Genomic DNA, 14,536 nt, shown 5'->3' on the forward strand with positions numbered 1-14,536 from the left:
CTGAAGGGGCCGTTTCCTAGTTCGCAAGCGCAATCAGAGCGCTTCGAAGACTCCGGCCGCACCCATGCCCGTGCCGATGCACATCGTCACCATGCCGTACTTGTGCTGGCGGCGGCGCATGCCATGCACGATGGTCGCCGTACGCACGGCGCCGGTGGCACCAAGCGGATGGCCCAGGGCGATCGCACCCCCAAGCGGATTGACCTTGGACGCGTCGAGCTGCGAATCCTGGATCACCGCGAGTGCCTGCGCGGCGAAAGCTTCGTTGAGCTCGATCCAGTCGAGTTGGTCCTTGCTCAGGCCGGCCTGTTTGAGGGCCTTGGGGATCGCCGCGATCGGGCCGATGCCCATGACTTCGGGACGCACGCCCGCGACCGAGAAGCTGACGAAGCGGGCGAGGGGCGTCAGGCCGTGGTCCTTGATCGCCTGCTCGGAGGCCAGCAGCACCGCGCCAGCGCCGTCGCTCATCTGCGAGGAGTTGCCGGCCGTGACCGAACCGCCGAACTGGCCGTTGCGGAACACAGGACGCAGCTTCGCCAGGCCTTCGGCGGAGGTGTCCACGCGCGGGCCTTCATCGTGCTCGACCATCGTCTTCTTCAGGCGCACCGTGTTGCCGGCGAGGTCCGGCAGGTGGGAAACGACCTCGTAGGGGGTGATCTCGTCCTTGAACTCACCGGCGGCCTGCGCGGCCAGCGCCTTGCGGTGCGACTCGACAGCGAACGCGTCCTGCGCCTCGCGCGAGACCTTCCACTCCTCGGCCACCTTCTCGGCGGTGATGCCCATGCCGTAGGCGATGGCGACATGGTCGTCCTTGAACACCGACGGGGAGAGGGCGACCTTGTTGCCCATCATCGGCACCATCGACATCGACTCGGTGCCGCCGGCCAGCATCAGGTCGGCGTTGCCCAGGCGGATCTGGTCGGCCGCCAGCGCCACGGCCTGCAGGCCGGAGGAACAGAAGCGGTTGATCGTCTGCGCGGCAATGGTGTTGGGCAGGCCGGCCAGCAGCAGGCCGATGCGCGCCACGTTCATGCCTTGCTCGCCCTCGGGCATGGCGCAGCCGATGATGGCGTCGTCGATGCGCGAGAGATCGATCCCCGGCGCCTGCGCCACCACGCTGCGCAGCACGTGCGCGAGCATGTCGTCGGGTCGGGTGTTGCGGAACACGCCCTTGGGCGCCTTGCCCACCGGGGTGCGGGTGGCGGCGACGATGTAGGCCTCTTGTACTTGCTTGCTCATGATTCTGTGTCCTGTGTCGTCGTCGGTCAGTTGCGCAGCGGCTTGCCGGTCTTGAGCATGTGGGCGATGCGCGCCTGCGTTTTCTCCTGCTGGGCGAGCTCGACGAAGTGCTGGCGCTCGAGCCTGAGCAGCCACTCCTCGTCCACCACCGCGCCGCGGTCGACCTCGCCGCCGCACAGCACGGTGGCGATGCGGCTGGCGATCTCGTAGTCGTACTCGCTGATGAAGCGGCCCTCGAGCATGTTCACCAGCAGCATCTTGAAGGTGGCGATGCCGACGTCGCCGGCGACGCGGATGCGGCGCGCGGGCAGGGGCGGGCGGTAGCCGGTCTCCGCCAGGCCGCGGGCCTCTTGCTTTGCGATATGCAGCAGTTCGTAGGCATTGAACGCGACCTTGTCGCCGGTGCGCATCAGGCCCAGTTCCTTCGCCTCGACCGCCGAAGTCGAAACCTTGCCCATCGCAATGGTCTCGAAGGTCTTCTTCAGCTCGGCGAACACGTCGCCGCCCGGACCTGCCGCCTGCGAGGCGCGCGCCGCCAGCTCCTTGAGGCCGCCGCCGGCCGGCAGCAGGCCCACGCCCGCCTCGACCAGGCCGATATAGCTTTCCAGGTGGGCAACCGTGCGGGCGCTGTGCATCTGGAACTCGCAGCCGCCACCCAGCGCCAGGCCGCGCACCGCGGCCACCACGGGCACCAGCGAGTACTTGATGCGCTGGCTGGTGGCCTGGAAGTTGGCCACCATCGCCTCGAAGGCATCGACCTTGCCGGCCTGCAGCAGGCCGAGCGCGCCGGCCAGGTCGGCACCGGCGGAGAAGGGCTCCTTCGGCTGCCAGATCACGAGGCCGGCGAACTTCTTCTCGGCGATGCCGATCGCTTCCTGCAGGCCGTCGAGCACCTGGTCGGAGACGGTGTGCAGCTTGGTCTTGAACGAGACCACGCCGACATCGTCGCCGTCGGTCCACAGGCGCACGCCGTCGTTCTCGAACACGGTCTCGCCCTGGGCGAAGGTCTCGCCCAGCAGCGGATCGGGGAAGCGCTGGCGCTTGTAGACCGGCAGCGCCGAGCGCGGCAGCTTGGCGTCCTGCACCGGGCTGTAGCTGCCCTCGGCGGCATGCACGCCTTCGCGGCCGTCGAACACCCAGTCGGGCAGGGGCGCGCTGCTCATCGCCTTGCCGCTGGTGATGTCCTCGGCGATCCAGCCCGCCACCTGCTTCCAGCCGGCGGCCTGCCAGGTCTCGAACGGGCCCAGCGACCAGCCATAGCCCCAGCGGATGGCGAGGTCCACGTCGCGCGCGGTCTCGGCGATGTCGGCCAGGTGGTAGGCGCTGTAGTGGAACAGGTCGCGGAACACCGCCCACAGGAACTGCGCCTGCGGGTGCTGGCTCTCGCGCAGCTTCCGGAACTTCTCGGCCGGGTTCTTCGTCTTGAGGATCTCGACCACCTCGGGCGCGGCCTGGCGGTCGGCGGGACGGTAGTCCTGCTTCTCCAGATCGAGCACCACGATGTCCTTGCCGACCTTGCGGAACACGCCGGCACCGGTCTTCTGGCCCAGCGCGCTCTTGGCGATCAGGGCCTCCAGCCACTTGGGCGACTCGAAGTACTGGTGCCAGGGGTCGTCGGGCAGGGTGTCGGCCATGGTCTTGATGACATGGGCCATGGTGTCCAGGCCGACGACATCGGAGGTGCGGTAGGTCGCCGACTTGGGACGGCCGATCAGCGGGCCGGTGATGGCGTCCACCTCGTCGAAGCCCAGGCCCGACTCGGCCGTGTGGTGGGCCGTGGCCAGGATCGAGAACACGCCGATGCGGTTGCCGATGAAGTTGGGGGTGTCCTTCGCATAGACCACGCCCTTGCCCAGGGTGCTGGTCAGAAAGCCCTCCAGCCCCTGCAGCACCGCCTTGTCGGTGCCCCGGGCGGGGATCAGCTCGGCCAGGTGCATGTAGCGGGGCGGGTTGAAGAAGTGGACGCCGCAGAACCGCGGGCGAAGTTGTTCGGGAAGAACTTCCGCCAACTTGTTGATTCCAAGGCCAGACGTATTGCTGGCGAGCACCGCGTGCGGGGCCACGAAGGGGGCGATCTTGCGGTACAGGTCCTGCTTCCAGTCCATCCGCTCGGCGATCGCCTCGATGATGAGGTCGCAGCCCTGCAGCAGCTCCAGCCCGGTCTCGTAGTTGGCCGGGGTGATGGCTTCGGCCAGCGAGCGGCTGGCCAGGGGGGCGGGGCTGAGCTTGGCCAGGTTGGCCAGCGCCTTGCTGACGACGCCGTTTGGATCCCCGTCCTTGGCAGGCAGGTCGAACAGCACCGTGTCGACGCCGGCGTTGGTGAGGTGCGCGGCGATCTGCGCGCCCATCACGCCAGCACCCAGCACCGCGGCCCGGCGTACAAGCAGTTTCTCAGACATGTTCGGTATCCATCTGTTCGTAAAAGAAAAAATCAGGCCTTGAAGCCTGCTGCGGAAAAGCGGATCAGCTCCTGGGCCGCGTGCTGGCGATGGGCGGCCTCGCTGACCCCCTGCGGTCGCTTGATGAGGCCGAAGTCGGCCATGGCGTAGGTCAGCGCCCCGCCCAGGAAGTCCAGGCGCCAGTACAGTTGCTCCTTGTCCAGGTGGGGCAGGCAGGTGGCCAGGGCGCGGGCGAACTCGCGCTGCACATGCCCGTACTGGTCGGACAGGAACTTGCGCAGGCCCTCGTTCTTCTCGGCGTAGGCGCGCGCGATGACCCGGATGAAGGCGCCGCCGTGGCGGTCCTGGGCCATGTCCAGGGCGGGTTCCACGAAGGCGGCCAGGACCGGCTCGAGTTCGCCCGGGCAGTCGGCCAGGGCGAGGCGCAGGCGCTCCAGGCGCTGGCTGCTCATCACGTCCATCCGCCTGCGAAAGACCTCGTTGACCAGGTTCTCCTTGCTGCCGAAGTGGTAATTGACCGCTGCGATGTTGACGTCGGCGCGGCTGGTCACCTGGCGCAGCGAGGTGCCGGAGAAGCCGTGCTGGGCAAACAGCTCCTCGGCTGCCCCCAGGATCCGCTCCTTGGTCGAGAACTGTTGCCCCGTCACCCGCCACCTCGTTTATTCAAACGCTTGTTTGATCTTAAGGCCGGGCCGGGCCGTGTGCAAACGGGGGCTGCTGCATTGCCGTGCAATCCGATAGAATTACCGTAGCCTTGTCGGCTAAACCCGCGTCCACACGCGGGTTTTTCCATGTTAATCTGGTCGCTCCACAGCGAGCGGCCCCCTGCCCGGAGAGGATCCATGGCGCTGGAGCGCACCCTGTCGATCATCAAGCCCGATGCCGTTGCCAAGAACGTCATCGGCGAAATCTATACCCGCTTCGAGAAGGGCGGCCTGAAGGTCGTGGCTTCGAAGATGAAGCAGCTCTCGCGCAAGGAAGCCGAAGGCTTCTACGCCGTGCACCGCGAGCGTCCGTTCTTCAACGCGCTGGTCGAGTTCATGATCAGCGGCCCGGTGATGATCCAGGTCCTCGAGGGCGAGAACGCCATCGCCAGGAACCGCGAACTGATGGGCGCGACCAATCCCAAGGAAGCCGCCGCGGGCACGATCCGCGCCGACTTCGCCGACAGCATCGACGCCAATGCGGTGCACGGGTCGGACGCGGCGGAAACCGCTGCGGTGGAGATCGCGTACTTCTTCCCGGCGACCGACGTCTACGCGCGTTGACCGTCGCGCCTGCCACGGATCGCGCCCATGCGCCGGTCCGTGGCAAGCGTCCCGATACCGAAACCTGAAGTGCAAGTGACCGAAACCGCCGCCAAGCAGAATCTGCTGGACCTCGACCGCACCGGTCTGGAGGACTTTTTCGCCGACACGCTCGGCGAGAAGCGTTTTCGCGCGCACCAGGTGATGAAGTGGATCCATCACCGCCACGTCACCGACTTCGACGAGATGACCGACCTGGGCAAGGCGCTGCGCGCCAAGCTGCACGCGCATGCGCAGGTGCGCGTGCCGCAGGTCCAGTTCGACAAGCCTTCCGCCGACGGCACCCACAAGTGGCTGCTGGGCATGGACGGCAACAACGCCATCGAGACCGTCTACATCCCCGACAAGGGCCGGGGCACGCTGTGCGTGTCCTCGCAGGTCGGTTGCGGGCTCAACTGCACCTTCTGCTCCACCGCCACCCAGGGTTTCAACCGCAACCTCAGCACCGCCGAGATCATTGGTCAGGTGTGGGTGGCCGCGCGCCACCTCGGCAATGTCCCGCACAAGCAGCGCCGCCTCACCAACGTGGTGATGATGGGCATGGGCGAGCCGCTGATGAACTTCGACAACGTCGTGCGCGCGATGAGCGTGATGCGCGACGATCTCGGCTACGGCCTGGCCAACAAGCGCGTGACCCTGTCGACCTCCGGCCTGGTCCCGCAGATCGACCAGCTGGCCGAGGTCAGCGACGTCTCGCTGGCGGTGTCGCTGCATGCGCCCACCGACGAGCTGCGCACCACCCTGGTGCCGCTGAACAAGAAGTACCCGATCGCCGAGCTGATGGACGCCTGCGTGCGCTATGCGCAGCGCAAACGCGGAGAGTCGGTGACGTTCGAATACACCCTGATGAAGGACGTCAACGACCAGCCCGAGCATGCGCGCCAGCTGGTCCGGCTGATGCGCGACTTCGACAACCGGCTGCAGATGAAGGACGCGGCCAAGGTCAACCTGATCCCGTTCAACCCGTTCCCCGGGACCCGCTACGCGCGCCCGGACGACGTGGTGATCCGCCGTTTCCAGAAGCTGCTCAACGAAGCTGGTCGCATCGCCCCGGTGCGCCGGACCCGCGGCGACGACATCGATGCCGCGTGCGGCCAGCTCAAGGGCCAGGTGATGGATCGCACCCGGCGCCAGGCGGAGTTCCGCAAGAGGATCGGGGAGGTCGGGGGCAGCGATGCGGTTGCGTGACGGTTGGCTGCTGGCGGTCGTTCTGGCGCTGGTCGCCAGCGGCTGTTCGCGGCTGACCTTCGTCAAGCCCAGCGCCGAGCGTCGCGGCATGGACCGGGTGGCACCCGAGTACAGCTTCAAGGAGACGCGGGAAAGCAGGGCGCGTCTCGAGGCCAGGCGCCAGGTGTCGTTGGCGGACCGGCACCTGCGCAGCGGGGAGGTCGACGCCGCTGCCGCGGCGGCCGCGGCGGCGGTCAAGGCCGACGCCTCGCTGCCCGAGCCGCACACCATGCTGGGCCTGGTCGCCATGCGGCAGGGCAAGCCGGAGGTGGCGGGCCGCCACTACGCCGAGGCGGCGCGTCTGGGTCCTTCGGGTTCCACCTACAACAATTACGGCGCGTGGCTGTGCGGCAACGGGCGCGCCGCGGAGTCGCTGCGATGGTTCGACGACGCCATGGGCGATCCCGCCTATGGCGACCGCGCCGGGGTGCTGGCCAATGCCGGCTCCTGCGCTGCGCGGGCCGGCATGCACGAGCGCGTGGAGCGCGATCTGCGCGCCGCGCTTGAACTCGATCCGGTCAATGCGGTGGCGCTCGAGGCGATGGCCGCCCATGCATTCGGGCAGGGGCGACACCTCGAGGCCCGCGCTTTTTCCGAGCGCAGGCTTGCAGCCGCCCCCGCAACACCCGCTACACTCGAACTTGCATCACGGATTGAAGAACAACTCGGCGACACCGTCGCCGCCACTCGCTATGTTCAGCGCCTGAGGACGGAGTTTCCGCAGGCACGGAACGCGATCCCAGGGGACAGTACGCAACCATGACGTCGTCCGACCAGATGCCTGGCCAGATCGACCGCGGCCAAGGGGAACGCCTGCGCCAGGCGCGGGAGGCCGCCGGTCTTGCCGTGGCCGATGTGGCGCAACGCCTGAAAATGCCGGTGCGGGTGGTGGAGTCGCTGGAGTCCGGCGACTGGGACCGCCTGGACGCGCCGGTGTTCGTGCGTGGACAGCTGCGCAGCTACGCGCGCCTGCTGGGCGTGCGGATCGACGAGGAGCTGCCCACCGCGTCGCCATCGATGCCGATCGAGCCGGCCCGACTGCAGCCGCGGACCTACACGCCTCCGCTGCGCCGCAGCCTGGACCGGATGATGGGGCGGATGGTCTACATAGTCATCACCGCCCTGATCGCCGTCCCCGCCTGGATGGCCACCCGTTCGCACCTGGATTCGCAGGTCCGGGTGGAGGCGTCGCTCGAACGGCCGGCCGGCACGAGCGCCGATCCGGTGGCCCCGACCACGCGCACCGACGAGGGTCCGCGCCCGCTCGTGGCCTCGATCGCCTCGCTGCCGCCGCGCACCGCCAGGCAGGCCGAACCGGTGCCCGCGCTGTCGCTGCGCTTCACCGCCGACAGCTGGGTGGAGATCTTCGGAGCCGACGGCAGCGCGCTCGAGCGCGGCCTGCTGAAGGCGGGCGAACGGCGCGATTACGACAAGGGTGAAGTCGGCCGCGTCGTGCTCGGCAATGCCGGTGCGGTGGAAGTGCGCGGCAACGGCAACATTCAGGATCTGGCCGAGTTCCAGCGCGCGAACGTCGCGCGCTTTACGGTATCCTCTGACGGCTCCATCCAGCCTGCCGGCAACTAGCGCCGCGCCGTTGCTGGTGGCATGCGCGCCCGGCCCAGGTTGCCGGGCGTTCCCGATCGCTTGCTTGTCCGCCTCCGGTCGCGGACAGGACCTCATGGCAGCACACGATGGCGTTGGATGAACTGCTCGACGAGCACGAACAAGGCGAACGAGTCCGCAACTGGCTCAAACAGAACAGCTTCGGATTGATCGGTGGCCTTGCGCTCGGCCTGGCCCTGATATGGGGTGGCCGCTGGTGGCTGCAGGAGGCGCACGACAAGCGCGTTGCGCTGGGCGAGTCCTACAGCGCGTTTTCCGCCAGCCTCGAGGCGGGCGATCGCGAGAAGGCCGGCGAGCAGACGGCCTCCCTGGCCGGCACCGCCTATGCGCCGCTGGCCGCGCTCGACCTGGCCAAGGCGCAGCTCGAGGCGGGGCAGCGCGACGAGGCGATCGCCACCTTGCGCGGCGCCACCAGCGAAGAGCCGGCCCTGACCGCGGTCATCCAGCATCGCCTTGCGCGCCTGCTGATCGATGCGGGCAAGGGCGACGAGGCCCTCGCACTGCTTGCGGATGCGCAGGATCCGGCCGCGCTGGAGACGCGTGGCGATGCGCGGCATGCGAAGGGCGAAGTCGACCAGGCCCGCCAGGATTATGAACAGGCGCTGCGCAAGCTGGACCCGGCCGCACCCCAGCGTCGCTTGCTCGAACTCAAACTGACCCAGGCCGGCGGCTCGCCGGAAACCACGGGGACCGAATCCTGATGAAGCCGGAATGCAATTCGCCAGCGCGCGCGCAGACGCGTGCGTGGTCCCACGGTGGCCGCGCGGTCGCCGTGATCGCCTGCGTGGCCATGCTCGCCGGCTGCAGCACCATCAAGGGCTGGTTTGGCGGCGATGGCGAGAAGGCGCGCGCCAAGCGCGCGGTCGAGCCGGCCGAACTGGTCGAGTTCACCCCGTCGGCCACAGTTTCCAAGTTGTGGTCGGCCAGCGCCGGCAAGGGCGAGGGCGAGGTCGGTGCCCGCCAGGGGCCGGTCGTCGCCGACGGGCGGGTCTACGCGGCGGCGGTTCGCGGCGGCGTGCGGGCATTCGACCTGCAGAGCGGCGCCTCGGTGTGGCATCACGACTCCGATCTGCGCCTGAGCGGCGGGCCGGGGGCGGGCGATGGCCTGGTGGTGGTCGGCAGCCTGGACGGCGAGGTGCTCGCGCTGGACGCGGCCACCGGTGCCGAGCGCTGGCAGGCCAAGGTTCCCAATGAAGTGATCGCGGCGCCGGTGATCGGGCAGGGCCTGGTGTTCGTGCGCTCCAACGATGGCCGGGTGACTGCGTTCGACGCGGCCAGCGGCGAGCGGCGCTGGTTCTGGAACCGCGAGCTGCCCACCCTCACCGTGCGCGGCAACGACAGCCCGGTGCTCGGCCCCGGCTTCGTCTTCGTCGGCAACGACGACGGCACGCTCGCGGCGCTGTCGGTGGCCGACGGCCGCCAGGTCTGGGACCTGCCCATCGCCCAGCCGGACGGCCGCACCGAGCTCGACCGCATGGCCGACATCGACGGCAGCCCGGTGCTCGATGGCACGGTGCTGTATGCAAGCAGCTACAAGCAGGCCACCCTGGCCATCGACGCGCCCAGCGGCCGGCCGATCTGGGGCAGCGACCGCGGCGGTTCCTCGCGCCCGGGGCTGTCGATCGACAAGGTGCTGGTCTCCGACCGCAACGGTACGGTCTGGGGTCTGGACCGGAGTTCGGGCAGCCCGGCCTGGGAGCAGCCGGCCCTGGCCAGGCGCAACCTGGGCGGGGTGGCGGTGCAGGGCGATTACGCCGTGGTCGGCGACCTGGACGGCTACCTGCACTGGCTGCGCCTGGACAACGGCGAGTTCGCGGCCCGCGAACGGGCCGGTCGCGCCGCCATCAAGGGTGCGCCGGTGGTTGCCGACGGCATCCTGCTGGTCCAGAACGTCGACGGCGACCTGACCGCCTGGCGTATCGACTGAGCTGGAGCGGGGACGCGTCCCCGTTCCCGCTCGGCAGAAGACTGCACCCGTGCGCCGGCAGGCGTGGCGCGATCGACCGGCAGGGCGCCCGTGCCGGGCTCCAGCGGACGCAGGTCGCCGCAAGCGGTCGCCTGGCCAGTCGTTTCGCTCCGGCGAAGCCTGGCTCGGCGCCGCGAACCCCTCAGCAGCATCCGGCGCAGCAGGCCGCGGCTGCAGCGATGGCGCCGGCAGGGTAGGCTTGGCCGCTCCGTCGCGTGTCTGGCGACGCGTGGCCGCCGGCGTTGCGCCGCTGCCTGCGCCCCGCGATCCATCCATTCCGATCTTCCTCAACGGTCCAGCATGCTCCCCTCCGTCGCCCTCGTGGGCCGCCCGAACGTCGGCAAATCGACGCTGTTCAATGCGTTGACGCGCACCCGCGACGCGCTGGTGCATGACCAGCCCGGGGTGACCCGCGACCGCCACTACGGCGTGTGCCGCCTGGAGGAGGCGCGGCCCTTCGTGGTCATCGATACCGGCGGCATCGCCGGCGACGAGGAAGGCCTGGCGGGCGCCACCGCGCGACAGGCGCGTGCCGCGGCCGCCGAGGCCGACCTGGTGCTGTTCGTGGTCGACGGACGCGAAGGCGCGTCGGCGCTGGACGACGAGATCCTGCAGTGGCTGCGCAAGGCCGCGCGTCCCGTGCTGCTGGTGGTCAACAAGACCGATGGCATCGACGCGCGCGCCGCGCTGGCCGAGTTCTCGCGCTTCGGATTCGCCGACAGCTTCGCCGTGTCGTCCGCGCATCGCCAGGGCATCGACGACCTGCTCGACACGGTGCTCGAGCGGCTGCCGACCGAAAATGCCGAAGAACCCGATGAAGAGCCGGGCCGTGTGCGCGTGGCCTTCGTCGGGCGCCCCAACGTGGGCAAATCGACCCTGGTCAACCGCATCCTCGGCGAGGAGCGCATGATCGCCTCCGACGTTCCGGGCACCACCCGCGATTCGATCTCGGTGGACCTGGAGCGCGATGGCCGCAGCTACCGGCTGATCGACACCGCCGGGCTGCGTCGCAAGGGCCGGGTCGAGGAAGTGGTCGAGAAGTTCTCGATCATCAAGACCCTGCAGGCGATCGAGGAATGCCAGGTCGCGGTGATCATGATCGACGCGAGCGAAGGCGTGACCGACCAGGACGCGGCGGTCCTCGGCGCGGTCCTCGACGCCGGCCGCGCGCTGGTGGTCGCGGTCAACAAGTGGGACGGCCTGAGCACCTACCAGCGCGAGCAGACCGAGTCGCTGCTGTCGCGCAAGCTCGCCTTCGTGTCCTGGGCCGAGTCGGTCCGGATCAGCGCCAAGCATGGCTCGGGCCTGCGCGAACTGTTCCGCGCCATCCATCGTGCCCACGCTTCGGCCACGCGCCAGTTCAGCACCTCCGATGTCACGCGCGCGCTCGAGATCGCCTACGAGACCAGCCCGCCGCCGGTGATCCGTGGCCACGCCCCCAAGCTGCGCTTCGCGCACCCGGGCGGCGAGAACCCGCCGACCTTCATCGTCCACGGCTCGCGGCTGAAGTCGCTGCCGGCGACGTATTCGCGCTACCTGGAAAACTTCTTCCGCAAGCGCTTCAAGCTGGTGGGCACGCCGGTGCGCTTCGTGTTCAAGGAAGGGGACAACCCCTACAAGGACAAGAAGAACGTGCTCAGCGAGCGGCAGGTGGCGAAGAAGAAGCGGCTGATCCGCCACGTCAAGCGCGGCAGGTAGCCCGGGCGTGACGGGTCGGGCCGGCGGCATCGCGCGCGGGGACATCACCTTCGGCATCCTGGCCGGGGGGCGCGCGACCCGGCTCGGGGGCCGCGACAAGGCCTGGCTCGAGCGCGACGGAGTCGCACAGGTGCTGCGTCTGATACAGCGGTTCGGCGCCGGGACCGGGGCGGTGCTCGTGAGCGCCAACCGCGCGCTGCCGCGCTATGCGCAGGCCGGGATCGTGGCCGTGACGGACCGCGTCGAAGACGCGGGCCCGCTGGGCGGCCTGGATGCACTGGCCGCCGCCTGCCGCACGCCCTGGCTGCACACCTTGCCGGTCGACCTGGTCGATGCCAACGACTGCCTGCTGCCCAGCCTGGCGTCCGCCAGGGGTGCGCATGGCGCCCGTGCCCAGGACGATGCGGGCCTGCAGCCGCTGGTCGCGCTCTGGCGCGTCGATGCGCTGCGCGATGCCGCCGCCGCGGCGCTGCGCGAGGGCAATCTGGCGGTGCAGGCGCTGCAGCTGCGGCTGGACATGCCCGTCGTCCGCTTTGCGGGGGTACGCTTCGGCAACCTCAACACGCCGGACGACTTGCGGGCCGCCGGTATCGATGCGCACTGACACGATGGCCGAAGACGCGTTTCCCCTGCGGATCTCCTATGACGACGCGCTGGCGATCATCGCGGGTGTCGCGTCCGGGCGACGCCTGCCGGCCGAGCGGGTGTCCATTGCCCGCGCGCACGGCCGGGTGCTGGCGCGCGAGGTGCTGGCACCGATGGCGATGCCCGCCTTCGACAACTCGGCGATGGACGGGTTCGCGCTGCGCCACGCCGACCTGGCAGGCGAGGGCGCCACCGTGCTGGCGCTGTGCGGGGAGCAGTTCGCCGGGCCGGCCAGCGTGGATTCGGTCGGCGCTGGCCAGTGCGCGCGCATCACCACCGGCGCGCCGCTGCCGCCGGGCGCGGACACGGTGGTGATGAAGGAACACACGAGGGTGGAAGGCGGGCGCGTGCACGTGCTGGCACCGGTGCCGGCAGGACGCAACGTGCGCCGCCGCGGCGAGGACGTGCGCGAGGGCGACCTGCTGGCCTCGGCCGGCGACGTGCTCACGCCCGCCCGCGTCGCCCTGGTGGCCGCTCTGGGCATCGCCACGGTCGAGGTGGCGCGGCGCCCGACGGTGGCGGTGTTCTCCACCGGCGACGAACTGGTCGAGCCCGGCATGCCGCTGGCGCACGGCCAGGTCTACAACTCCAATCGCGAACTGTTGATGGGCCTGTTGCGCGCCGAAGGCCTGGAGCCGGTGGCGTGGCCCACGCCGCCCGATGATCCGCCGGCCATCGAATCGGCCCTGCGCCATGCCGGCGAGGCCTTCGACCTAGTCCTGACCTGTGGCGGCGTGTCGGCCGGGGAGAAGGACCACCTGCCGGCGCTGCTGCAGCGGCGTGGCCGCGTGCATTTCTGGAAGGTCCGGATGCGCCCGGGCATGCCGGTGCTGTTCGCTGACGGCGGCACGCTGGGTCCGGCGCTGTTCCTGTGCCTGCCGGGCAATCCGGTCTCGGTGCTCGCCACCTGCCTCGCCCTGGCGCGCCCGCTGCTCGACGCGCTGCAGGGCAGGGCGCCGCGCGCCCGCTGGCGGGCGCGACTGGCATCGCCCTGGAACAAGCGGCACGAGCGGCTCGAGTTCCTGCGCGGACGGCTCGCCAGCGACGTCGACGGGAGCCTGATGGCCGAACCCGACCCGGCCGACGGGTCGCACCGCATGCGCGCCGCGGCCGCGGCCGACGCCTTGATCGTGCTGGACGAAGGCGAGCGGGCTTACGTGGCGGGCGAGGTCGTGGACGTGTTGCCCTACTGAGGTCGCAGGCAGGGACGCGGCCGCACCTCGTGCCACCCCGGGTATCCCCGCCGATCCCGCGGCGCGATAATCCTCGCCATGGCCAGGGAAATCACTCCGCGCGACGCCAGCTACCGTCTTGCCCAGGGCGCGGTCCTGGTGGACGTGCGCGAAGACCACGAGCGCGAGCTGGGCATGGCGCAGGGCGCACTGGGCGTGGCCCGCTCCGAGCTGGAGGCCGCGCCGCACCGGTACTTGCCGGGGCCAGACCATGAAATCGTCCTGATCTGCCAGAGCGGCGGACGTTCGCTGCTTGCCGCCGAGCAATTGCTGCGGCTGGGGTACCGGCGCGTGCACTCGGTGCGCGGCGGCACGCTGATGTGGCAGGCCGAGGGCCTGCCGCTGAGCCGGCCCGCCGGGGAGGTCGACGAGGATTTCCATGAGCGCTACTCGCGACACCTGCGTCTGCCGGAGATCGGCGCGCAGGGACAGCGCAGGCTCGAGGCGGCCAGCGTGGCGGTGGTCGGGGCCGGCGGCCTGGGTTCGCCGGTGGCGTTCTACCTCGCGGCCGCCGGGGTCGGGCAACTGCGGCTGATCGACGACGATGTGGTCGACCGCAGCAACCTGCAGCGGCAGATCCTGCACACCGACGCCGACATCGGCGTGCCCAAGGTCGAGTCGGCGCACACGCGGCTGTCGGCGCTCAATCCCCGGGTGGCGATCGAGCCGGTCGCCGAACGGCTGGACGCGGGCAACGTCGAGCGCCTGATCGGCGATGCCGACGTGGTGATCGACGGCGGCGACAACTTTCCCGTGCGCTACCTGCTCAACGATGCCTGCGTACACCTGGGCAAGCCGCTGGTCTACGGCGCCGTGCACCGCTTCGAAGGCCAGGTCAGCGTGTTCGACGCGGGGCGCGCGCGGGGCCGGGTGCCCTGCTATCGCTGCCTGTTTCCCGAGCCGCCGCCGCCCGAGGCGGCGCCCAACTGCAGCGAGGTCGGCGTGCTCGGCGTGCTGCCCGGCGTGGTCGGCATGCTGCAGGCCACCGAGGCGCTCAAGCTGCTGCTGCACGTGGGCCAGCCGCTGGCCGGGCGGCTGCTGCAGTTCGACGCGTTGTCGATGCGCTTTCGCGAGACCCGGCTGGCGGCGGACCCGGATTGCCCGGTCTGCGCGCCGGGCGTGGCGTTCCCGGGCTATATCGATTACGCCGCGTTCTGCGCCGGCTGAGCCACGCGCGGCGACGCTGTCTCCACAGCGCTG

The 14,536-nt window shown here is 69.9% G+C and carries 13 protein-coding genes; 10 read left to right on the top strand and 3 right to left on the bottom strand.

The window, feature by feature from the left end; genetic code table 11:
* Positions 1–33: 33 nt before the first annotated feature.
* From ACQYVW_RS00555 to ACQYVW_RS00565, 3 genes are read right to left on the bottom strand one after another with little or no spacing between them, the layout of a single operon-like run.
* A complete protein-coding gene (locus tag ACQYVW_RS00555; RefSeq protein WP_434945686.1) occupies positions 34–1,239 on the bottom strand; it encodes an acetyl-CoA C-acyltransferase in 1,206 nt (401 codons plus the stop codon).
* A 26-nt stretch (positions 1,240–1,265) separates the two neighbouring features.
* The gene (locus ACQYVW_RS00560; RefSeq protein ID WP_434945687.1) at positions 1,266–3,638 is read right to left on the bottom strand and encodes a 3-hydroxyacyl-CoA dehydrogenase/enoyl-CoA hydratase family protein; all 2,373 of its coding nucleotides are present in this window, start codon (positions 3,636–3,638) and stop codon (positions 1,266–1,268) included.
* 32 nt (positions 3,639–3,670) lie between these two features.
* The gene (locus ACQYVW_RS00565) at positions 3,671–4,285 is read right to left on the bottom strand and encodes a TetR/AcrR family transcriptional regulator (RefSeq protein WP_434945688.1); all 615 of its coding nucleotides are present in this window, start codon (positions 4,283–4,285) and stop codon (positions 3,671–3,673) included.
* Between the two features lie 195 nt (positions 4,286–4,480).
* Here ACQYVW_RS00565 and ndk point away from each other — a divergent pair, with 195 nt between their 5' ends.
* The 10 genes from ndk to moeB all read left to right on the top strand — a co-directional run bounded on the left by ndk (position 4,481) and on the right by moeB (position 14,503).
* A complete protein-coding gene (ndk, locus tag ACQYVW_RS00570; protein WP_434945689.1) occupies positions 4,481–4,906 on the top strand; it encodes a nucleoside-diphosphate kinase in 426 nt (141 codons plus the stop codon).
* Between the two features lie 27 nt (positions 4,907–4,933).
* Positions 4,934–6,133 (top strand): dual-specificity RNA methyltransferase RlmN, encoded by a 1,200-nt coding sequence (gene rlmN, locus ACQYVW_RS00575; protein WP_434945690.1) that lies wholly within the window; start codon positions 4,934–4,936, stop codon positions 6,131–6,133.
* A gap of 88 nt (positions 6,134–6,221) precedes the next feature.
* A complete protein-coding gene (locus tag ACQYVW_RS00580) occupies positions 6,222–6,935 on the top strand; it encodes a tetratricopeptide repeat protein (RefSeq protein ID WP_434945691.1) in 714 nt (237 codons plus the stop codon).
* Entirely contained in the window at positions 6,932–7,756 is an 825-nt protein-coding gene (locus ACQYVW_RS00585; protein WP_434945692.1) for a RodZ domain-containing protein, read from the top strand. The genes ACQYVW_RS00580 and ACQYVW_RS00585 overlap by 4 nt, the downstream gene beginning before the upstream one ends.
* A gap of 107 nt (positions 7,757–7,863) precedes the next feature.
* The gene (locus ACQYVW_RS00590; protein ID WP_434945693.1) at positions 7,864–8,496 is read left to right on the top strand and encodes a YfgM family protein; all 633 of its coding nucleotides are present in this window, start codon (positions 7,864–7,866) and stop codon (positions 8,494–8,496) included.
* The gene (gene bamB, locus ACQYVW_RS00595; RefSeq protein WP_434945694.1) at positions 8,496–9,722 is read left to right on the top strand and encodes an outer membrane protein assembly factor BamB; all 1,227 of its coding nucleotides are present in this window, start codon (positions 8,496–8,498) and stop codon (positions 9,720–9,722) included. The genes ACQYVW_RS00590 and bamB overlap by 1 nt, the downstream gene beginning before the upstream one ends.
* A 339-nt stretch (positions 9,723–10,061) precedes the next feature.
* Complete coding sequence (der, locus tag ACQYVW_RS00600; RefSeq protein WP_434945695.1) at positions 10,062–11,459, top strand: ribosome biogenesis GTPase Der; 1,398 nt, start codon at positions 10,062–10,064, stop codon at positions 11,457–11,459.
* A 7-nt stretch (positions 11,460–11,466) separates the two neighbouring features.
* Positions 11,467–12,063 carry a molybdenum cofactor guanylyltransferase gene (gene mobA, locus ACQYVW_RS00605; RefSeq protein ID WP_434945696.1) on the top strand — a complete coding sequence of 199 codons (597 nt, stop codon included), beginning with the start codon at positions 11,467–11,469 and terminating at the stop codon, positions 12,061–12,063.
* Positions 12,053–13,297, top strand: coding sequence for a molybdopterin molybdotransferase MoeA (locus ACQYVW_RS00610; RefSeq protein WP_434945697.1), 1,245 nt, complete (start codon positions 12,053–12,055; stop codon positions 13,295–13,297). The genes mobA and ACQYVW_RS00610 overlap by 11 nt, the downstream gene beginning before the upstream one ends.
* A 78-nt stretch (positions 13,298–13,375) precedes the next feature.
* Positions 13,376–14,503, top strand: coding sequence for a molybdopterin-synthase adenylyltransferase MoeB (gene moeB, locus ACQYVW_RS00615; protein ID WP_434945698.1), 1,128 nt, complete (start codon positions 13,376–13,378; stop codon positions 14,501–14,503).
* The last annotated feature ends 33 nt before the right edge of the window (positions 14,504–14,536 follow it).

The sequence above is a fragment of the Luteimonas campi genome (assembly GCF_051162505.1).
Classification (GTDB): Bacteria; Pseudomonadota; Gammaproteobacteria; order Xanthomonadales; family Xanthomonadaceae; genus Luteimonas.